Source organism: Sphingomonas vulcanisoli, assembly GCF_011761305.1.
In the GTDB taxonomy this organism is placed as follows: domain Bacteria; phylum Pseudomonadota; class Alphaproteobacteria; order Sphingomonadales; family Sphingomonadaceae; genus Sphingomonas_I; species Sphingomonas_I vulcanisoli.
On record NZ_JAAOZC010000002.1, the window covers coordinates 120,001 to 138,405 of the forward strand.

The 18,405-nt window shown below is 65.9% G+C and carries 21 protein-coding genes; 14 read left to right on the top strand and 7 right to left on the bottom strand.

Annotation, left to right across the window (positions count from 1 at the left end):
• Positions 1-90: 90 nt before the first annotated feature.
• From FHS31_RS04625 to hisS, 6 genes are all read right to left on the bottom strand, one after another.
• Complete coding sequence (locus FHS31_RS04625) at positions 91-516, bottom strand: CBS domain-containing protein (RefSeq protein WP_167072202.1); 426 nt, start codon at positions 514-516, stop codon at positions 91-93.
• A 128-nt stretch (positions 517-644) separates the two neighbouring features.
• A complete protein-coding gene (locus FHS31_RS04630; RefSeq protein ID WP_167072203.1) occupies positions 645-1,415 on the bottom strand; it encodes a DUF4167 domain-containing protein in 771 nt (256 codons plus the stop codon).
• Between the two features lie 278 nt (positions 1,416-1,693).
• Entirely contained in the window at positions 1,694-2,500 is an 807-nt protein-coding gene (gene prmC / locus FHS31_RS04635; protein WP_167072565.1) for a peptide chain release factor N(5)-glutamine methyltransferase, read from the bottom strand.
• Complete coding sequence (locus FHS31_RS04640; RefSeq protein WP_167072204.1) at positions 2,497-2,865, bottom strand: hypothetical protein; 369 nt, start codon at positions 2,863-2,865, stop codon at positions 2,497-2,499. The genes prmC and FHS31_RS04640 overlap by 4 nt, the downstream gene beginning before the upstream one ends.
• A 2-nt stretch (positions 2,866-2,867) precedes the next feature.
• On the bottom strand, positions 2,868-3,950 hold the full coding sequence (gene prfA / locus FHS31_RS04645; protein WP_167072205.1) for a peptide chain release factor 1: 1,083 nt from the start codon (positions 3,948-3,950) through the stop codon (positions 2,868-2,870).
• Entirely contained in the window at positions 3,947-5,281 is a 1,335-nt protein-coding gene (hisS, locus tag FHS31_RS04650; RefSeq protein WP_167072206.1) for a histidine--tRNA ligase, read from the bottom strand. Before hisS ends, prfA begins: the two co-directional genes overlap by 4 nt.
• A gap of 284 nt (positions 5,282-5,565) precedes the next feature.
• On the opposite strand from hisS, the gene ppa reads away from it, so the two are divergent.
• From ppa to FHS31_RS04720, 14 genes are all read left to right on the top strand, one after another.
• Positions 5,566-6,135, top strand: coding sequence for an inorganic diphosphatase (ppa, locus tag FHS31_RS04655; RefSeq protein ID WP_167072207.1), 570 nt, complete (start codon positions 5,566-5,568; stop codon positions 6,133-6,135).
• Positions 6,135-7,697 carry an amidase gene (locus FHS31_RS04660; RefSeq protein WP_167072208.1) on the top strand — a complete coding sequence of 521 codons (1,563 nt, stop codon included), beginning with the start codon at positions 6,135-6,137 and terminating at the stop codon, positions 7,695-7,697. Before ppa ends, FHS31_RS04660 begins: the two co-directional genes overlap by 1 nt.
• A 155-nt stretch (positions 7,698-7,852) precedes the next feature.
• A complete protein-coding gene (locus tag FHS31_RS04665; RefSeq protein WP_167072209.1) occupies positions 7,853-8,794 on the top strand; it encodes a YihY/virulence factor BrkB family protein in 942 nt (313 codons plus the stop codon).
• Positions 8,794-9,597 carry an enoyl-ACP reductase FabI gene (gene fabI, locus FHS31_RS04670; protein ID WP_167072566.1) on the top strand — a complete coding sequence of 268 codons (804 nt, stop codon included), beginning with the start codon at positions 8,794-8,796 and terminating at the stop codon, positions 9,595-9,597. The genes FHS31_RS04665 and fabI overlap by 1 nt, the downstream gene beginning before the upstream one ends.
• 63 nt (positions 9,598-9,660) lie before the next feature.
• Positions 9,661-10,098 (top strand): endonuclease domain-containing protein, encoded by a 438-nt coding sequence (locus tag FHS31_RS04675; RefSeq protein ID WP_167072210.1) that lies wholly within the window; start codon positions 9,661-9,663, stop codon positions 10,096-10,098.
• Positions 10,095-11,168 (top strand): chorismate synthase, encoded by a 1,074-nt coding sequence (aroC, locus tag FHS31_RS04680; protein WP_167072211.1) that lies wholly within the window; start codon positions 10,095-10,097, stop codon positions 11,166-11,168. Before FHS31_RS04675 ends, aroC begins: the two co-directional genes overlap by 4 nt.
• A 48-nt stretch (positions 11,169-11,216) precedes the next feature.
• Positions 11,217-12,008, top strand: coding sequence for a diaminopimelate epimerase (gene dapF / locus FHS31_RS04685; protein WP_167072212.1), 792 nt, complete (start codon positions 11,217-11,219; stop codon positions 12,006-12,008).
• Entirely contained in the window at positions 12,005-13,339 is a 1,335-nt protein-coding gene (gene mtaB / locus FHS31_RS04690; protein ID WP_167072213.1) for a tRNA (N(6)-L-threonylcarbamoyladenosine(37)-C(2))-methylthiotransferase MtaB, read from the top strand. Before dapF ends, mtaB begins: the two co-directional genes overlap by 4 nt.
• Entirely contained in the window at positions 13,336-14,280 is a 945-nt protein-coding gene (gene ftsY, locus FHS31_RS04695) for a signal recognition particle-docking protein FtsY (RefSeq protein WP_167072214.1), read from the top strand. The genes mtaB and ftsY overlap by 4 nt, the downstream gene beginning before the upstream one ends.
• Positions 14,277-14,897: a septation protein A gene (locus FHS31_RS04700; protein ID WP_167072215.1), complete on the top strand. Its 621-nt coding sequence runs from the start codon at positions 14,277-14,279 to the stop codon at positions 14,895-14,897. The genes ftsY and FHS31_RS04700 overlap by 4 nt, the downstream gene beginning before the upstream one ends.
• Before the next feature lie 129 nt (positions 14,898-15,026).
• Positions 15,027-15,443 (top strand): VOC family protein, encoded by a 417-nt coding sequence (locus tag FHS31_RS04705; RefSeq protein WP_167072216.1) that lies wholly within the window; start codon positions 15,027-15,029, stop codon positions 15,441-15,443.
• A gap of 61 nt (positions 15,444-15,504) precedes the next feature.
• The gene (locus FHS31_RS04710) at positions 15,505-16,509 is read left to right on the top strand and encodes an NAD(P)H-dependent flavin oxidoreductase (protein ID WP_341786286.1); all 1,005 of its coding nucleotides are present in this window, start codon (positions 15,505-15,507) and stop codon (positions 16,507-16,509) included.
• Positions 16,510-16,518: 9 nt separating this feature from the next.
• Complete coding sequence (gene gloB / locus FHS31_RS04715) at positions 16,519-17,241, top strand: hydroxyacylglutathione hydrolase (protein ID WP_167072217.1); 723 nt, start codon at positions 16,519-16,521, stop codon at positions 17,239-17,241.
• A gap of 52 nt (positions 17,242-17,293) precedes the next feature.
• Complete coding sequence (locus tag FHS31_RS04720; protein WP_167072218.1) at positions 17,294-17,710, top strand: hypothetical protein; 417 nt, start codon at positions 17,294-17,296, stop codon at positions 17,708-17,710.
• A gap of 4 nt (positions 17,711-17,714) precedes the next feature.
• On the opposite strand, the gene FHS31_RS04725 is transcribed toward FHS31_RS04720, so the two are convergent.
• A complete protein-coding gene (locus FHS31_RS04725) occupies positions 17,715-18,338 on the bottom strand; it encodes a TetR/AcrR family transcriptional regulator (protein ID WP_167072219.1) in 624 nt (207 codons plus the stop codon).
• Between the last annotated feature and the right edge of the window lie 67 nt (positions 18,339-18,405).

Here is an 18,405-nt window from a genome sequence, read left to right on the forward strand (position 1 = left end):
GAAAGCCCTTAATTATCAGTGTCTTGATCAAGGCGATCTAGGGCGAGCAGGGCAGCCGTCACCGACCCGCCACCCCGAATCATCGTCGAATCAGCTCGCAATATAGGCCCGCATCGCCTCCGCCTCATTCTCGATCGCATCGATCCGCGCCTTCACCAGGTCGCCGATTGAGACGATCCCGACCAGCTTGCCCCCATCCACGACGGGCAGATGCCGGATTCGCCGCCGGGTCATCAGGGAGAGGCCAGCGAGCAGCGAAGCCTGGGAGCCGATCGTGATCGGCGGCGTGGTCATCAGTCGCGTCACCGGCCAATCGAGGATCTCGGCGCCATGATCGCCGAGCGCGCGGACGATGTCGCGTTCGGACAATATGCCGGCGATCGCATCGCCGTCACAGACGGGAACCGCGCCAATGCGGCGTTGGGACAGAAGAAGCGAAACGGCGCGCACGCTGGTCTCGGGCGTCGCGTGGACAACGGCGCCTCCCTTCGCGCGCAACAGGGCTGCGATGGTCATGGCATTCTCTCCGCTTGGCGGCGCTGACGGCCGCTCTTGCAGCAGCAGTTGTTTCACGCTTGCGCGCAAAAGAAAAGGCGCGCCGTCCGCGATGGACGACGCGCCTAGTTCCTCGATCCGATCCGGGATCAGACCTCGACGGCCGGAGTCTCCTCGCGCGGACGGCGCGGGGCGCGCCGGCGGCGGGGCGCGGCCTCCTCGGCCGGAGCGTCCGCGGTCCCCTCGTCGATCACAACGGGCGCGGCGCCGAAGCCGGCGGGCAGGCGATCGACCTCGATCCGGCTTTCGCGCTGCTCCTCGGTCTCGGCGGCGTGGCCATTGCCATTGCCACCATTGGCATAAGGAGCGTTGCCATTGCCATTGCCGTTGGCATTGCGCTGACGGCGGGGGCGGCGATCGCCTTCTTCACGGGGCGCGCGATCCTCACGCGGCGCACGCTCTTCGCGTTGCGGCCGCTCTTCATAGCGCGGTTGCTCGACACGACGTTCGGGCTGCTGGGGCGCGAAGCCCTCGTCCTCGCTGTCATTCCAGTTGTCACCCGGGCTCTGGCCGCCCCGCGATTCGAAGCGCTGGCCTTCGTCGGCATAATCGCCATCGTTGCCGAAATCCTCGCGCCCGCCGTCGCTGCGCTGCGGCCGCTGCTCTTCGAAGCGGGCGCGGCTTTCGCTCAGCACGCGGAAATAATGATCCGCGAACTGCAGATAATATTCGGTGTTGACTCGATCGCCCTGGCGCTGCGCCTCACCCGCGAGATTCTTATATTTCTCGAGCAACTGGGCGGCGTTGCCCCGCGCGCGGTTATCGATGCGGTTGCCACGATCCTGGCCGCCAGGCTGGCCGTTACGCACCTGCTGACCGCCACGGCCGCGACGGCGGCCGTTCTGCCGGTTGTTAATCAACTTGGCTTATTCCTTGTCACTGGTGGTATCGTACCACTCCATATCCGGATCTTCCCGGAATGTGCTGCGCCGGACCAAATGGCCGGCAAAACCAACCTTCGCCTCTCGCGGATGTGCTTCGGCTATGATTTGCGCGACCGCCCCTACGGTCCTCAGCAAATGCCGCCTGGCCCCCGATGCTTTCAGGCTGTCGATGGTGGCGTGTTCCGCCTGCCCATCGCTTTCCTGTTGGGGGATGTAGCGGCTCGCAAGGCGTATTCCAAGCGGAATGTGGGCGTCTACCGTGTAATTACAAGGGTTCGGTCCAATCCGGCGAGATCGCGCCGGAGCGAAACCGCGAAGCCCATGGCGGCGAACAGCGCCGACACCACCGCGCCCTGCGTCGCGCCGATCTCGATGCAGGCGACCCCGCCGGGTGCGAAATCGATCACCTCGGCGATGACGCGATAATCGTCGAGGCCATCCTTGCCCGCGAACAGCGCCGAGGCGGGCTCGTAGCGCGCGACCGACGCGGGCAGTACCTCGCCAGTGGCGATATAGGGTGGATTGCAGAGAATCAGATCGGCCCCTGGATCGCCTTTCCAGCCGCCCTCAATAAAGCGCGCGCGGGCCTCGAGCCCGAGCCGCCAGGCGTTGGCCGCCGCGACAGTCAGCGCCGCCTTGGAGCGATCAACACCCTCGCCCACCGCATCCGGCCATTGGGTCAACGCGGCGAGCAGCAGCGCCCCCGATCCGGTGCCGAGATCGAGGATCCGCCGGGGCGACCGCGCACCGAAATGATCCATCGCCGCTTCGATCAGCCCCTCGGTCTCGGGCCGCGGAAGCAAAACCGCAGGCGTCACCGCCAGATCGATCGACCAGAAGCCCTTGTGCCCGATGATATACGCCACGGGCTCCGCCGCCAGCCGCCGCGCCAGCAGAGGCGCGAAACCCGCCGGGCACGCGCGCGTCAGATCGCCGAGCAGCAGAGCATCGCGCGTCGTCCCCAGCGCATGCGCCATCAGCAGCTCGACATCGAGCCGGGGCGTATCGCTGATTTCTTGCAGCCGCGCCGCGCCGTCGCGCAGCGCATCGGCCAGCGTCACCACGGAAAATCGCGGCCATCGGCCTTCTGCTGCCGCCGCCACGCGGCCCAGGCGTCATATTCCTTGGCCGAACAGCCCGTGACCCCGCCCGCCCCTGTCGCCGAGCAGGAGCCGATTCCCGCCGCCGCGACATCCGGCGAGGCGAGATCGATCTGGAAATTGGACGGCGGCGCGAGCGGCTTCTGCAATTTCTGCAGCCGATAGCGCTCGGCATAGCCGCGATCCTTGGAGCAGACCGCGATCTCGTCCCCCTTCGCCTCGGGACAATTGCGGATCGCCTTGACGATCGTCTCGTGCAGCGCCTTTCCCGGATCGGGCAGCGGCGCCGCTGCGGCCGCCTGCGCGAGAAGCAGGGCGAGGATCATGGCTATTCCGCGATCTGGGCCAGCCGTTCGGCCTCGTCCTCGGCGATCAGCGCGCCGACCAGCTCGCTTAAGCCCCCGCCTTCGAGGATTTCGGGGAGGCGGTGCAGCGTCAGGTTGATGCGGTGATCGGTCACGCGGCCCTGCGGGAAATTGTAGGTGCGGATACGTTCGCTGCGATCGCCTGAACCCACCATGGATTTGCGCGCCCCTGCCCGCTCCGATGCCAGCCGCTCGCGCTCCGCCTCATAAAGCCGCGCGCGCAGCACCTTCATCGCTTTCTCCTTATTCTTGTGCTGCGATTTCTCGTCCTGCTGGATCACGGTCGTGCCGGTGGGGATGTGGACGATCCGCACCGCCGAATCGGTGGTGTTGACCGATTGGCCGCCGGGGCCGGACGAGCGATAGACATCGATCCGCAGATCCTTGTCATCGATCTTCACATCGACATCCTCGGCCTCGGGCAGCACCGCCACCGTCGCCGCCGAGGTGTGGATGCGCCCGCCGCTTTCGGTGACGGGCACGCGCTGGACGCGGTGGACGCCGCTTTCGAACTTGAGCTTGGCGAAGACGCCCGCGCCCGAGACGCTGGCGACGACCTCCTTGAACCCACCCATTTCGGCGGCAGAGGCGGAGATCATCTCGGTGCGCCAGCCCTGCGTATCGGCATAGCGCTGATACATGCGGAACAGATCACCCGCGAACAAAGCCGCCTCGTCCCCGCCCGTGCCCGCGCGGATTTCGAGGATCGCGGAGCGCGAGTCGGCGGCGTCGCGCGGAAGCAGCGCCAGCGCCAGCGCGCGCTCGGCCTTGGCGAGATTCTCCTTGAGTTCCTCCAGTTCTTCGCCGGCCATCGCACGCAGCTCGGGATCGGCGTCCTGATCCTCGATCATATAAGAGAGCGAATCGAGCTCCTGCCGAAACCGCCGCACCTCGCCCGCGGCCCGCGCCACCGGCTCCAGCTCGGCATAATCCTTGGAGAGTTTGACGAACTGATCGGCGGCAAGATCGGCGCGGGACATCGACGCCTGGAGTTCGTCCCGGCGCGCCTCGATCTGGCGGATGCGTTCGAGGGGGATGGCGGTCATGTAGTCGGTAACCGGAGACGATGGTCGACTTTTGGCCGTCCCTCCTCCTGCGGCGGGTTATCTTCGAGGCTGCCCCGGCGCATAACCTGCCTGAGACGATCCTCCAAATCGACCGATGTCGTATCATAAGGATCAAGCCGCCTAAGTCGGATATCCATGACAAGGGGGTCAAGGCTTCCGTCCGTCCAAACTTGAATGACAACAGGAACGCCCATTGCTTTCGCGCGATCATACAGTTTTTTGGGAGAACCTTTGAAAGCCAGCGCCGTAGGAATTCCTTGTTTACGTAAAAAGGCTGTCAGCGCTTGGCCTTCCAGTTGCGCTCCAGGTTCTTCTACTATGACAGCAGCATTTGGTAGCGGCATCGGGATAGGATCGATCAGCATCCCCAGCCGCTCGATTCCCGCCGCCCAGCCAACTGCTGGTGTGTGCGGCCCACCCAGCGTCTCGATCAGCCCATCATAGCGGCCGCCGCCCAGCACCGTGCCCTGCGCGCCAAGCCGATCAGTGACGAACTCGAACGCGGTATGCCGATAATAGTCCAGCCCGCGCACCAGCCGCGCGTTGCGCGTCCACGCCACGCCCGCCGCATCGAGGCCCTTGGTCACCGCATCGAAGAACGCGCCCGCCTCGCTCGACATAAACGTATCGATCTCTGGCGCAGCGTCGGCGATCGGGCGATCGCGGAGGTCTTTAGAATCGAGGATGCGGAGCGGGTTCTTGAGCAGGCGCTCCAGGCTCTCTTCGGAGAGATCGCCGCGATGGCGCTCGAAATGTGCGACCAGCGCCTGCCGCCAGGCATCGCGCGTTGCGCTGTCGCCCAGCGTGTTGAGCTGCAGCGTCACGCCATGATCGATGCCCAGTTCCTTGAGCAACTGATCGGCGAAGGCCAGCAGCTCGACATCCGCCGCCGGCTCCCCGGCGCCGATCACTTCGGCATCGAGCTGGTGGAACTGGCGGAAGCGGCCCTTTTGCGGGCGCTCGTAGCGGAACAGAGGGCCATGCGTCGCCACCTTGAGTGGTGCGAACTGCTGCCAGCCCTCGGTCAAATAGGCTCGCGCGATTCCGGCGGTGAATTCGGGCCGCAGCGTCAGCGAATCCCCGCCGCGATCCTCGAACGTGTACATCTCCTTGGAGACGACATCGGTGGTTTCCCCCAGCGAACGCGCGAATACTGCGGTCGATTCGAAGATCGGCACCTCGATCCGCTGGAAGCCATAAAGCTTGCGCACGCGATCGAACGTCTCGACCACCTTGGAAAAGCGCGCGGCGGTCTCGCCGAGCATGTCTTGCGTACCGCGAATGGGCCGTGGGGTTTCGATTTTTGCCATCTGGCTTTGCCTGTAGTCGATCCTTCTCGATTTCGTCATCCCCGCAAGCACACTCCCTCTCCCCTTGTGGGTTTGCGGGCGTTTTGGTGTTCGTCCGGGGGGACGAACACTCGCCCGCAAAGGCCGGGGAGAGGGGTGTGCGATGGCGAAGCCGAGCTCTACGCTATCGAGTTCGGGAACCCCTCTCCCAAACCCTCTCCCACAAGGGGAGAGGGCTTAACCGTCCCCGCCCACCGCCAAACAGCCTCTTGCCCCTGCTGCGCCGCAACACTAGTCCGGCTGCCATGAACATCGAACTCATCCCCATCGGCAAGAATCCTCCCGAGGAACTCAACGTCATCATCGAGGTGCCGACCGGCGGCGAGCCGGTGAAATATGAGTTCGACAAGAAGAGCGGCGCCCTGTTCGTCGATCGCATCCTGCACACGCCGATGCGCTATCCGGCCAATTATGGCTTCGTGCCGCACACGCTTTCGCCCGACGGCGATCCGCTCGATGCTTTGGTGATCTCGCGATCGCCCTTCATCCCGGGCTGCGTCGTCAGTGCGCGCCCGATCGCGGTGCTCAAGCTGGAGGATGAGGCCGGCGGTGACGAGAAACTGGTCTGCGTGCCCTCGAAATCCACCTTTCCCTATTACAATGACGTGATGGAAAAGGGCGATCTGCCTGAAATCGTGATGGAGCAGATCGAGCATTTCTTCACCCATTATAAGGATCTGGAAAAGACCAAGTGGGTGCGGATCGGCGAATGGGGCGATACCTCCGAGGCGCATCGCATCATCCTCGAGGCGATCGACCTGGCCAAGGCCAAGAAGGCTGCGACCGGCGATGATGCCGGCGTGAAGCAACTCTGATGCGGTGGGCCGGGAAGGAACTCTCAGCCCTAAAAAGTCCGTTTGTGTCGAGCGAAGTCGAGACACGTTCCGCCGGATCGCGCCTGGCACGTCCCTCGACTTCGCTCGGGACGAACGGGTGGGTTTTGGCTTTACTGCTATCGGCCCCCGCCATCGCCGCTCCCCCCGCAGGCCCCGCCGAGCAAGCGACCCGCGCCGCGCTCGCCCGCATCGCCGCTAAGGATAAGGCGACAACCAACGCGGTGATCGCCACCAATCCGCAAGCCATCGCCGAAGCGCGCGCGCTCGATCGCCAGCGCATGGCGCGCGGGCCGCTGTTCGGTCGCCCCGTCCTCATCAAGGACAATATCGAGACGCGCGAGCAGCCGACCACCGCCGGCAGCCTCGCGCTCGCCGCCAACGATACGCACCGCGATGCGCCTTTGGTCTCGGGCCTGCGCGCGTCGGGGGCGGTGATCCTCGGCAAGACCAACCTTTCCGAATGGGCCAACATCCGCTCCACCCATTCGATCTCGGGCTGGAGCGCCGTCGGCGGCCAGACGCGCAATCCCAGCGATCTCGCGCGCAGCCCGTGCGGCTCCTCCTCGGGCAGCGGCGCGGCGGTCGCGGCGGGCTATGTCGATCTGGCGATCGGCACCGAGACCGATGGATCGGTTACCTGCCCCTCGGCGATGAACGGCATCGTCGGCTTGAAACCCACGGTTGGCCTCGTCAGCCGCACCCATGTCGTGCCGATCAGCCACAGCCAGGATACGCCCGGCCCAATGGCGAAGACGGTGCGCGATGCCGCATTACTGCTGTCCGCGATCGCCGGCAGCGATCCAGCCGATCCGGCGACGGCCGACGCGGACAAATATCGCACCGATTATACCGCCGCGCTCACGCCGGACGCGCTCAGGGGCGTGCGAATCGGCGTGATGCGCTTCGATACCGGCGACCAGCCCAAGCTCGACAAGGCGTTCGAGGCTGCGCTGGCCACGCTCGCTAAAGCGGGCGCGATCCTCGTCGACATCAAGAAGAGCGACGTCGATCTCGGCCGGGACGAGCATCTCGTGCTGATGACCGAGCTCAAGGCCGATCTGAACACCTATCTCGCCACCACGCCCGCGACGGTGAAGACCCGCGCACTGGCCGGGGTTATCGCGTTCAACGATGCCAACGCCGCACGCGAAATGCCTTTGTTCGGCCAGGAAAGTTTCCTCGCCGCCGAACAGACCAAGGGCCTCGACGATCCCGATTATCTCGCCGCGCGCAAACGGTCCGCGCGCAAGGCCGGCCCCGAAGGCATCGATCGCCTGCTCAAGGACAATGATGTGGTCGCGCTGGTCGGCCCCACTGCCGGCCCCGCCGTGCCGATCGATGCGGTCAACGGCGATCACTTCGGCGGCGGGCCCGACGCGGGCAGCATCGCCGCGGTCGCGGGCTATCCGCACCTGACCGTGCCGATGGGCCGCATCCAGGGCCTGCCCGTGGGCTTGAGCTTCATCGGCACCAAATGGAGCGAGGCCAAGCTTCTGGCTTTGGGCTACGCTTACGAACAAGCGCGAGGCCCGGTCCGTTAGAACGGCCCGCAACACAATCCTCCCCTGCAAGGGGAGGTGGCGCGCAAAGCGCGTCGGAGGGGTATCCCGCCACCGAGAGGGGGACACCCCTCCATCAGCCCTGCAGGCTGCCACCTCCCCTTGCAGGGGAGGATGGACAATGGCCTAGGAGAGCCATGCGAGACTTTTCTCCCGAAAGCCCCGAGGCGCGCAGCCATCGCACCCGCTGGGATCGCTCGCTCGCGCAGCTCCGGCCTGGTGCGCGCCTCTATGAGGTGGTCAAGCGCATCGCGATCGGCGTTTATTCGGATGGCTTCATCCATGCCGGCAATCTCGCCTATCTCGCGCTGCTGACGCTCTTTCCCTTCTTCATCGTCACTGCGGCGCTCGCCCACTTCCTGGGGCAAGGGACCGATACGATGGTCGCGATCGACAGTTTCACGCGCAACCTGCCCAAATCGATCCGCGAAATGCTGAAGCAACCGATCGCCGACGTGCTCGCCCAGCGCACCGGATCGTTGCTCTGGCTGGGCGCGCTGGTCGGCCTGTGGACCACGGGCAGCTTCATCGAGACGATCCGCGATATCCTGCGCCGCGCCTATGGCGTCACCTTCTCCAAACCTTTCTGGCATTATCGGCTGGGTTCGATCGCGCTGATCATCGCCGCGGTGATGCTGACGCTGATCGCCTTCACCCTACAACTGGCGCTGACCGGGGCGGAGCAGTTCGTGCTCCACCTGCTGCCCTTCGCGCACTGGCTGGTCTCGTGGATCGGCTGGTCCCGCCTCGCGCCGATCGCCACCTTGTTCGTGGCGCTTTATCTGATCTTCTACACGCTGACGCCGAGCAAATATCGCTATGCCAGTTGTCCCAAATGGCCGGGTGCGCTCTTCACCACCGCCTGGTGGACGGCGGTAACGCAGGCGCTGCCGTGGGTGCTCGCTTTGCTCGGCGGCTATAACCGCACCTATGGCAGCCTCGCCGGCGTGATCGTCACCCTGATCTTCTTCTGGTTCGTCGGTTTCGGGCTGGTGATCGGCGCGCAGCTCAACGCGGCACTGGCGGAAACCCCGGACGAAGGCTTAAAGGACGGCGAAGCGGCGACCGAGGAGGAATGATGGCGGGTCTGATGGAGGGCAAGCGGGGGCTGATCATGGGCCTTGCGAACGATAAGTCGCTCGCCTGGGGGATCGCCAAGGCGCTCTCGCAACACGGTGCCGAGCTTGCCTTCAGCTATCAGGGCGCGGCGATGGAGAAGCGTGTCCGCCCGCTCGCGCAGGAGCTCGGCGTGCCCCTGCTCGTCGATTGTGACGTCTCGAGCGAGGAGGATATGGACCGCGCCTTCGCCAAGCTTGGCGAGACGTGGCCGACGATCGACTTTCTCGTCCACGCCATCGGCTTTTCGGACAAGAGCCAGCTGCGCGGGAAGTTCTACGATACCACGCTCGATAATTTCCTGATGACGATGAACATCTCAGCCTACAGCTTCGTCGCGGTGGCGCGCCATGCCCGCCGGCTGATGCCCAATGGCGGATCGCTGCTGACGCTCAGCTATTACGGCGCCGAAAAGGTCATTCCCCACTATAATGTGATGGGCCTCGCCAAAGCCGCGCTGGAGACCAGCGTCAAATATCTCGCGGTCGATATGGGGCCGGAGAATATCCGCGTGAACGCGATCTCGGCAGGCCCGATCCAGACGCTGGCGGCGCGCGGCATCGGCGACTTCAACTACATCATGAAGTGGAACCAGCTGAACTCGCCGATGAAGCGTAATGTGACGATCGACGATGTCGGCGGCGCTGGCGTTTATCTGCTGAGCGATCTGGCGAGCGGCGTGACCGGCGAGATCCACCACGTCGATGCCGGTTATAACGTGATCGGCATGAAGGCCGAGGATGCCCCGGATATCGCGCTGGCATAAACCCTCTCCCCTCGGGGGAGAGGGTGGCTGGGCGAAGCCCAGCCGGGAGAGGGTGAGTCCGACATGCCGACAACGCGCTTCGAGGAGAGTGACGACAGCATCGCCCGCGCTCGCCAACTCCGTCGCGATGCTACGCTCGCCGAACGCAAACTCTGGTCGATACTCCGGGCTGCCGCGCTTGACGGTAGGAAGTTCCGCCACCAGCAGCGGCTAGGGCCATTCTTCGGCGATTTCGTCTGCCAAGCTGCGCGATTGGTCATCGAGATCGACGGCGCCACGCATGACGGCGACGAGGCGCAAGCCTATGACGCACGGCGAACGGCCTATCTGGCGCGAGAGGGTTATCGGGTGATCCGGTTCACGAATACGGACGTGATGACGAATTTGGAGGGCGTGGTAGGCGCTTTGCGATCGGTGTTGGCTGTGTCAGACACACCCTCTCCTTCCCACGCGACTGTGCCGCGCGGGCCCCTTCCTCTCCCCCAAGGGGAGAGGAAATGAGTTTCAACAGCTTCGGCCGCGTCTTCCGTTTCACCACCTGGGGCGAGTCTCACGGACCAGCGCTGGGCGCGGTGGTGGACGGTTGCCCGCCCGGGTTGCCTCTCACCGAAGCCGACATCCAGCCCTGGCTCGACAAGCGCCGCCCCGGCACCTCGCGTTTCACCACGCAGCGGCAGGAGCCCGATCAGGTCCGCATCCTCTCGGGCGTGTTCGAGGGGAGGACGACCGGCACGCCGATCAGCCTGATGATCGAGAATGTCGACCAGCGGTCAAAGGATTATTCCGAAGTCGCGGCCGCCTACCGCCCCGGCCATGCCGATTATGCCTACGATGCCAAATATGGCTTCCGCGATTATCGCGGCGGCGGCCGCTCCTCGGCGCGCGAGACCGCGGCGCGGGTGGCGGCAGGCGCGGTGGCGAGGGCGGTGATCCCCGAGGTGCGGATCCGGGCTTACCTCGTCGAGTTGGGCGGCGACGCGATCGATCGCACCGCGTTCGACGATGCGCAGATCGACACCAACCCCTTCTTCTGCCCCGATGCCGCCGCCGCCCAACGCTGGGAGGGAATCGTTGATAACGCGCGCAAGAGCGGCTCCTCGGTCGGCGCGATCGTCGAGTGTGTCGCGGAAGGGGTGCCCGCCGGCTGGGGCGCGCCGCTCTATGCCAAGCTGGATAGCGAGCTGGCGTCGGCAATGATGAGCATCAACGCCGTGAAGGGCGTCGAGATCGGCGACGGCTTCGATGCGGCGCGGCTAAGCGGGGAGCAGAATGCCGATCCGATGCGGCCGGGCAATGACGGCCGGCCCATCTTCCTCGCCAACCATGCCGGCGGCATCGCGGGCGGCATCGCCACGGGACAGCCGATCGTGCTGCGCGTCGCGCTCAAGCCGACCAGCTCGATTCTCACTCCCGTCGAGACCATCGATCGTGAAGGTCAGGCCGCCGAGATCCGCACCAAGGGCCGCCATGATCCCTGCGTCGGTATCCGCGCCGCGCCGGTGGTAGAGGCGATGATGGCGCTGGTGCTCGCCGATCAGAAGCTGCTTCACTGCGCGCAGATCGGCGTTTGAGGGCGGCCTGCATGGACTTGGGGCCCGCGCGTCCCTAGATCGCGCGCCATGCTGCGCTTTCACAAGATGCACGGGCTGGGCAATGATTTCGTCGTGATCGACGCGCGCGAGGCGCCGGTCGCGATCGATGGCCCGCGGGCGCGGGCGATCGCCGATCGGCGGCGCGGCATAGGCTGCGATCAGATCGTGGTGATCGAGCCTTCGGACAGCGCTGATGCCAAAGTCCGCTTCTTCAATGCCGACGGCAGCGAAGCCGAATCCTGCGGCAATGCCTCGCGCTGTGTCGCCACGCTGATTGGCGGCGAGGCCAGGGTGGAGACGCTTGGCGGCCTGCTGCACATGAGCGCGGAGGGCGCAAATCCCTCGGTCGACATGGGCAGCCCGCGCTTCGACTGGAACCAGATCCCGATCGCATATCCCGCCGATACCGCAGCGATGCCCGTCGCGTGGGAAGAGCTGGAGGCGCCGATGGCGGTCAATGTCGGTAACACCCACGCGGTGTTCTTCGTGTCCGATACCGATGCGGTCGAACTCGATCGGCTGGGGCCGATCATCGAACATGATCCGATCTTTCCCAACCGCACCAACGTCAACGTCGCCACGATCGAAAATCCAGACCGTATCCGCCTGCGCGTCTGGGAACGCGGCACGGGGCTGACCGAGGCGTGCGGCACAGGCGCCTGCGCCACCGCCGTCGCCGCGATCAAGCAGGGCAAGGCGCACAGCCCTGTGACGGTGGCGCTGCCCGGCGGCGAACTGGTAATCGAATGGGCGCCCGGCGGCCCCATCCGCATGACCGGCCCGGCGACGTATGTGTATAGCGGCGAAGCGGACCTGTGAGCGCGGTCGAAATCATCACGCTCGGCTGCCGCCTGAACATCGCAGAAAGCGAGGCGATCCGGGCGGCGCTCGCCGACAGCCAGGATCTGGTTGTCATCAACAGCTGCGCGGTGACGAGCGAGGCGGCTGCGGCTTCCCGCAAGGCGGTGCGGCGGGCGCGGCGCGATCATCCGGGTGCGCGCGTGGTGGTGACGGGGTGCGCGAGCGAGATCGACGGAGCGAGCTTTGAAGGGCTGGCCGATATTGTCCCCAACATCTCGAAGCTGGATGCGCGCCTCTACTCCCCTCCCTGGAAGGGAGGGGCTGGGGGTGGGTTGCTCTCTCTCGAAGCGCGCGCTTTTGATCCACCCACCCCTAACCCCTCCCTTCCAGGGAGGGGGACTGCGGCAGGCGCACACGCCCGCGCCTTCCTGCCTGTCCAAAACGGCTGCGACCATCGCTGCACCTTCTGCATCATCCCGTATGGCCGCGGCCCAAGCCGATCCGTCCCCGCCGGCGCCGCCGTCGAAGCGGCACGCGCGGCCGTCGAAGCAGGCCAGCGCGAGATCGTGCTGACTGGCATCGATCTCACCGCTTATGGCGACGATCTTCCCGGCGCTCCCACCCTCGGCAGCCTGGTCGAGCGTCTGCTCACGCTCGTCCCCGGCATCGAACGTCTGCGGCTGTCCTCGCTCGATCCGTGCGAGGTGGACGATCGTTTGTTCGATATGATCGCGCACGAACCGCGCGTCATGCCGCACCTCCATTTTTCGCTCCAGTCGGGTGACGACATGATCCTCAAGCGCATGAAGCGCCGCCATTCGCGCGCCGACGCGGTGGCGCTGGTCGAGCGGATCAAGGCGGTGCGGCCCGAGGTCGCGATCGGCGCCGACCTGATCGCGGGCTTCCCGACCGAGACTGACGCGATGTTCGCCAACAGCCTCGCGCTGCTCGACGATTGCGACATCGTCCTGCCGCACATCTTCCCCTTCTCTCCGCGCTCCAGCACGCCTGCGACGCGGATGCCGCAAGTGGCGCGGGAGGTGGTGCGAGAGCGGGCGGCCAGGTTGCGTGAAGCGGGCGCGAAGCGGCAGCAGGCTTGGCTTGAGAGCCATTTCGGTACGGTGCAGCGCGTCTTGGTCGAACGGGATGGCGAGAGCGGCCACGCAGAGGATTTTGCCCAGGTATCCGTCCGTCACCCCGGACTTGTTCCGGGGTCCACCCCACCACAAGCTCCGGAGCGAGAAGATGGGTGGATGCCGGAACAAGTCCGGCATGACGTAAAGGGAAGCATTTTGAAGGTCCGCATTACCGGCGTCGAAGGCGATACTTTGATCGGCATTCCCGCATGAGCACCTCCTGGTCCGAGCGCCTCGCCGGCGGTTTCCGCCGCACCTCCGACAAGCTCGGCGAGAACCTCTCCGGCCTGTTCGGCAAAGCGGCGCTGGACGCGGATACGCTCGATCAGATCGAGGAGGCGCTGATCGCCTCCGATCTCGGCCCCGCTACCGCCGCCAAAATTCGCGAGCGGCTTGAGGGCGAACGGTTCGCGCTAGGGCTCAGCGAACTCCGCCTGCGTGAAATCGTCGCCGAGGAGGTGGAAAAGATCCTCGCCCCCGTCGCCAAGCCGCTGGAGATCGAGGCCTTCCCGCGCCCGCAGGTGATCCTCGTCATCGGCGTCAACGGCTCCGGCAAGACCACGACGATCGCCAAGCTCGCCCACTTGCTCAAGGAGCAGGATTATGAGGTGATGCTGGTGGCGGGCGATACCTTCCGCGCCGCCGCGATCGGCCAGCTCAAGACCTGGGCCGAGCGCATCGGCGTGCCGATCATCTCCGGCGCAGAGGGTGCCGATGCGGCGGGTCTCGTGTTCGAGGGCGTCAAGCAGGGCACCGCGCGCGGCACCGATGTGCTGATCGTCGATACCGCCGGGCGCCTCCAGAACAAGGCCGGGCTGATGGATGAGCTTGCCAAGATCCGCCGCGTGCTCGGCCGGCTCAATCCCGCCGCGCCGCATGACGTGGTGCTGGTGCTCGATGCCACCACCGGCCAGAACGCGCTCAGCCAGATCGATATCTTCGGCAAGGAGGCAGGCGTCACCGGCCTGGTGATGACCAAGCTCGACGGCACCGCGCGCGGCGGCGTGCTGGCGGCCGCGGCGGAGCGGTTCGGGATGCCGATCCACGCGATCGGCGTGGGCGAGAGCATCGACGATCTCCGCCCCTTCGATCCGCGTGAGCTGGCCCGCGCCATCGCCGGGGTCGAGGCCATCGCCGTGGAGCGCCGCAAATGACCGACGCCGATCCGCCAATGAACCCCTTCGCCAAGCTGGCGCTCGATCTCGGGCCGCTGATCATCTTCTTCGTGACCAACCTGCTCTGGCCCGGCCTGCCGATCGTCAAGGTGATGGCGGCGACTTTTGCTTTCATGATCGCGACGCTGGCGGCGATCCTCTACGCCAAGCTCCGCCACGGGACGGTATCGGCGATGCTGCTTGTCTCGGGCGTCATGGTGCTGGTGTTCGGCGGGCTGACTTTGTGGCTGCACAGCGAGACCTTCATCAAGATCAAGCCGACAGTCTATTATTGGACCGTAGCGGTGATCCTCTTCTACGGCCTGCTCGCCAAGAAGCCGACGCTCGAGTTGGTGCTGGGCCAAGCCTATCCCGGCCTCTCACAACGCGGCTGGACCTTGCTGACGCGCAACTGGGCGGTGTTCTTCGTGTTGCTCGGCATCGCCAATGAGGCGGTGTGGCGCAACAGCTCGACCAGCTTCTGGATCGGCTACAAACTCTGGGGATCGCTCCCCGCGACCATCATCTTCGCCATCGCCAACGTGCCGATGCTGACCAAGCATGGGCTGGGCGAGGAACAAGCCAAGAGCGATCCACCGCTGCCCGTGGATAGGTAAGGTAGGAAGCCGTTTGCCCTGAGCTTGTCGAAGGGCCGCCCTTCTTAGCCGCGACGCAGAAAAACAGTGCTTCGACAGGCTCAGCACAAACGGTGGAAGAGTGTCGGCAAAGCCCCTATCTCTCCACCCATGACCAAATATCTCCACACCATGATCCGCGTGTCTGATCCCGAGGCAACGATCCGCTTCTTCGAACTGCTCGGCCTGCGCGAGACCAAGCGCATGGAGAATGAGAAAGGCCGCTTCACGCTGATCTTCCTCGCCGCGCCGGGCGATGAGGGCGCGCAGGTGGAGCTGACGCATAATTGGGATCAGCAAGGCTATGGCGGCGGCCGCAATTTCGGCCATCTCGCCTATCGCGTCGATAATATCTACGAGACCTGCCAGCGGCTGATGGACGCGGGCGTGACGATCAACCGCCCGCCGCGTGACGGGCACATGGCCTTCGTCCGCACACCCGACAATATCTCGATCGAGCTGCTGCAGGACGGCACGCTCGATCCTGCCGAGCCCTGGGCCTCGATGCCCAACACGGGCGAATGGTGAGGCTAAGGTGAGGCCAAGGACGGGTTGGCGAGACAGCCGGCTTGTCGATCGTTTCGGAGCCGTGATTTTACTTGCGCCGATGGCGGGCGCGGGCGGCGTGGCGCTGGCCGCGGCGGCGATGCGCGGCGGCGCGCTTGCTAGTCTGCCTTGCGCGATGCTGGATGGCGGGCAAATCCGCGCGCAGGTCGCCGAACTGCGCGCCTTGGCACCCGGCCCGATCAACCTCAATTTCTTCGCACATGAGGCAGCCGGGCCCTTCGATAACGAGGCCTGGCACGCGGCACTGGCCCCTTATGCGAAGGCGCTAGGCGTCTCGGCCGGTCCGCCTCCCGCGCAGCGGCGCCCGTTCGATGCGGAGATGGCAGCGGTCGTCGAGGAAGTGCGGCCCGAAGCGGTCAGCTTCCACTTCGGCCTGCCGCCCGCCGATCTGCTCGCGCGCGTCCGGGCGGCGGGCGCCTTCATCCTCTCCAGCGCCACCACCGTCCCCGAAGGCCGCTGGCTGGCCGAGCGGGGCGTGGATGCGGTGATCGCCCAGGGCTGGGAAGCGGGCGGCCATAGCGCGCGCTTCCTGCCCGCCGATCCTTCCAGCGCGATGACGACGATGGCGCTGGTGCCGCTGCTCGCCGATGCGACCGGGCTGCCGATCATCGCCGCGGGCGGTATCGCTGATGGGCGCGGCATTGCCGCCGCGGCAATGCTGGGCGCCGCCGCCGTCCAGATCGGCACCGCCTTCCTCGCCTGCCCGGAAAGCCTGATCTCAGCGCACCATCGCTCGCGCCTGGCCGGCGATACGGCCGAGGAGACGGTGATGACCAATGTCTTCACCGGGCGGCTCGCACGCGGCTTCCCGAACCGGCTGACGCGCGAGCTTGGCCCGCTCAGCCCGATCACACCGCCGTTTCCGCACGCCGGCGATGCGCTGGCACCGCTACGCGCCGCCGCGCCCGCCGATTTCGCGAACATGTGGGCAGGGCAGGCGGCGCGGCTGGCACGGACCGAACCCGCCGAAGCGCTAAGCAGGCGATTGATCGCCGAGACACTGGCGCTGCTGGACGGCAAAGCGTAAATCGGCGCGATGATCGAGGTCGTCCGCATCCCCGCGCTCCGGGATAATTATATCTGGATGCTCCACGATGATGCGAGCGGCGAGACCGTGGTCGTCGATCCCGCCGAAGCCGCGCCCGTGCTAGCCGCCGCCGAATCGCGCGGCTGGACGATCGGGCAGATCTGGAACACCCACTGGCACCCCGATCACATCGGCGGCAATGCCGCGATTAAGGCTGCGACCAGCTGCATCATTTCCGGCCCGCGCGCCGAGGCGGCGAAGATCCCGACGCTTGATCGCCTCCTCGCCGAGGGCGACACGGTGACGATCGGCGCCATCACGGCCGTAGTGATGGAGGTGCCCGCGCATACCGGCGGCCACATCGCTTACTATCTTGCCGAGCCGGGTCTGGCGTTCGTCGGCGATACCTTGTTCGCGATGGGCTGCGGCCGGCTGTTCGAGGGAACGCCCGCGCAGATGTGGCGCAACATGGAGCGGCTGGCGGCACTCCCCCCGAAGACGCAGGTCTATTGCGCGCACGAATATACGCTGTCCAACGGCCGCTTCGCCGCCGTTGCCGAGCCGGGCAATGCCGCCGTCACCGCGCGGCTGGCCGATGTCGAGGCCGCCCGCGCGCGCGGCGAGGCTACGGTGCCGACCACGATCGCATTGGAGCGCGCGACCAACCCCTTCATGCGCGCCGGCAGCGCTGAGGAACTGGGTCGCCGCCGTGCTGCAAAGGATGCCGCCTGACGCGCAACCCCTTCAATATCCGCGCGTTTTCTGCCCAGAGGAGCTGCTGACCATGAAACAGTTCGCCATCGTCGCCGCCGCCATTATCGCTTTCTCTCCCGCGCTTGCCAGTCGCGCCGATCGCGCGGCGCAACAGGCGGCGGAAGTGCAGGCCGGCGAAGCGCAGCTCGCCAAGCTCACCAAGGGCCTCGTTCCCGGCAAGCCGTTCACCTGTGCGCCGACCGAACGCTGGACCGGCAGCCAGAACATCTCGGGCGTCGGCATCCTCTATGAGCTCGGCGGCCAGCGCTATCTCAATCGGATGGACCCGGTCTGCGCGCATTTCGATTCGTTCACCGTGCCGGTGATCGTCTCGCACGGGATGACCTGCCGGGGTGACATCGTCCGCTTCGTCGACAGCAGCAGCCACTTCCCCAGGGGCAGCTGCAGCCTCGGCGACTTCATCCCTTACGAGAAACCCAAAGGCTGATCCCTCAGCTTCGGACCAGCATCCCCTCCATCAAGATATCGACCAGCCGCGCTGCGACCTGATCGGGGGGGAGGCGGCCGGTGGGATCCTGCCAGCGCGGGATCCAGTTCATTGCGCCGGCCAGCGCGGCGGCGGCCAGCGCTGGATCCTGGGCGCGCAGCGATCCATCCTCGGCGCCTTGCGCGATCAGGCCGCGCAATGCGTCATCCACCCGCCGCTTCATCGCGCGGAACTGGAGCAGCGCCTCGGGTGAAAGATCATGATCGGCGGTCAGTACCACGCAGCGGCCGAACGGCGCCATGCTGATCTCGGCATAGCGGATCAGGAAGGCGCGCAGCCGCTCGGCGCCGCCGCGATGATCGGCCTGCGCCTCGTGCGCTGCCGCTTCCAGCGCGGTGAGTCCCCGCGTCAGGCATTCGAGCAGCACCTGCTCCTTGGTGCCGAGATAATGGTAGATCACCGGCTTGGTGACGCCGAGGCTCGCCGCGACATCGTCGAGCGAGGTGGCGGAGAAGCCGCGTTCGTTGAACAGATCCACCGCCGCGCTGAGCACGGCTTCCCGCTTGGCGAATCGCTCCGCCTCGCGCTGGTCCGGGGTGCGGAAGGGGGAGATGGTCTGGACAGACATGGGACGTTGATGTTTAGGCGCGATCACCCCACTTACTCAACAGTATAGATTATTCCCCGTTTGGAGT

Bases quoted from the DNA above. Each gene is read 5' to 3' on its own strand.
- FHS31_RS04625 (WP_167072202.1), bottom strand. From the start codon at position 516: ATGACCATCGCAGCCCTGTTGCGCGCGAAGGGAGGCGCCGTTGTCCAC.
- prfA (WP_167072205.1), bottom strand. From the start codon at position 3,950: ATGACCGCCATCCCCCTCGAACGCATCCGCCAGATCGAGGCGCGCCGG.
- ftsY (WP_167072214.1), top strand. From the start codon at position 13,336: ATGAGCACCTCCTGGTCCGAGCGCCTCGCCGGCGGTTTCCGCCGCACC.
- ppa (WP_167072207.1), top strand. From the start codon at position 5,566: ATGAACATCGAACTCATCCCCATCGGCAAGAATCCTCCCGAGGAACTC.
- FHS31_RS04700 (WP_167072215.1), top strand. From the start codon at position 14,277: ATGACCGACGCCGATCCGCCAATGAACCCCTTCGCCAAGCTGGCGCTC.
- FHS31_RS04720 (WP_167072218.1), top strand. From the start codon at position 17,294: ATGAAACAGTTCGCCATCGTCGCCGCCGCCATTATCGCTTTCTCTCCC.
- FHS31_RS04705 (WP_167072216.1), top strand. From the start codon at position 15,027: ATGACCAAATATCTCCACACCATGATCCGCGTGTCTGATCCCGAGGCA.
- fabI (WP_167072566.1), top strand. From the start codon at position 8,794: ATGGCGGGTCTGATGGAGGGCAAGCGGGGGCTGATCATGGGCCTTGCG.
- FHS31_RS04640 (WP_167072204.1), bottom strand. From the start codon at position 2,865: ATGATCCTCGCCCTGCTTCTCGCGCAGGCGGCCGCAGCGGCGCCGCTG.
- FHS31_RS04725 (WP_167072219.1), bottom strand. From the start codon at position 18,338: ATGTCTGTCCAGACCATCTCCCCCTTCCGCACCCCGGACCAGCGCGAG.
- hisS (WP_167072206.1), bottom strand. From the start codon at position 5,281: ATGGCAAAAATCGAAACCCCACGGCCCATTCGCGGTACGCAAGACATG.
- FHS31_RS04660 (WP_167072208.1), top strand. From the start codon at position 6,135: ATGCGGTGGGCCGGGAAGGAACTCTCAGCCCTAAAAAGTCCGTTTGTG.
- gloB (WP_167072217.1), top strand. From the start codon at position 16,519: ATGATCGAGGTCGTCCGCATCCCCGCGCTCCGGGATAATTATATCTGG.
- FHS31_RS04665 (WP_167072209.1), top strand. From the start codon at position 7,853: ATGCGAGACTTTTCTCCCGAAAGCCCCGAGGCGCGCAGCCATCGCACC.
- dapF (WP_167072212.1), top strand. From the start codon at position 11,217: ATGCTGCGCTTTCACAAGATGCACGGGCTGGGCAATGATTTCGTCGTG.
- FHS31_RS04675 (WP_167072210.1), top strand. From the start codon at position 9,661: ATGCCGACAACGCGCTTCGAGGAGAGTGACGACAGCATCGCCCGCGCT.
- aroC (WP_167072211.1), top strand. From the start codon at position 10,095: ATGAGTTTCAACAGCTTCGGCCGCGTCTTCCGTTTCACCACCTGGGGC.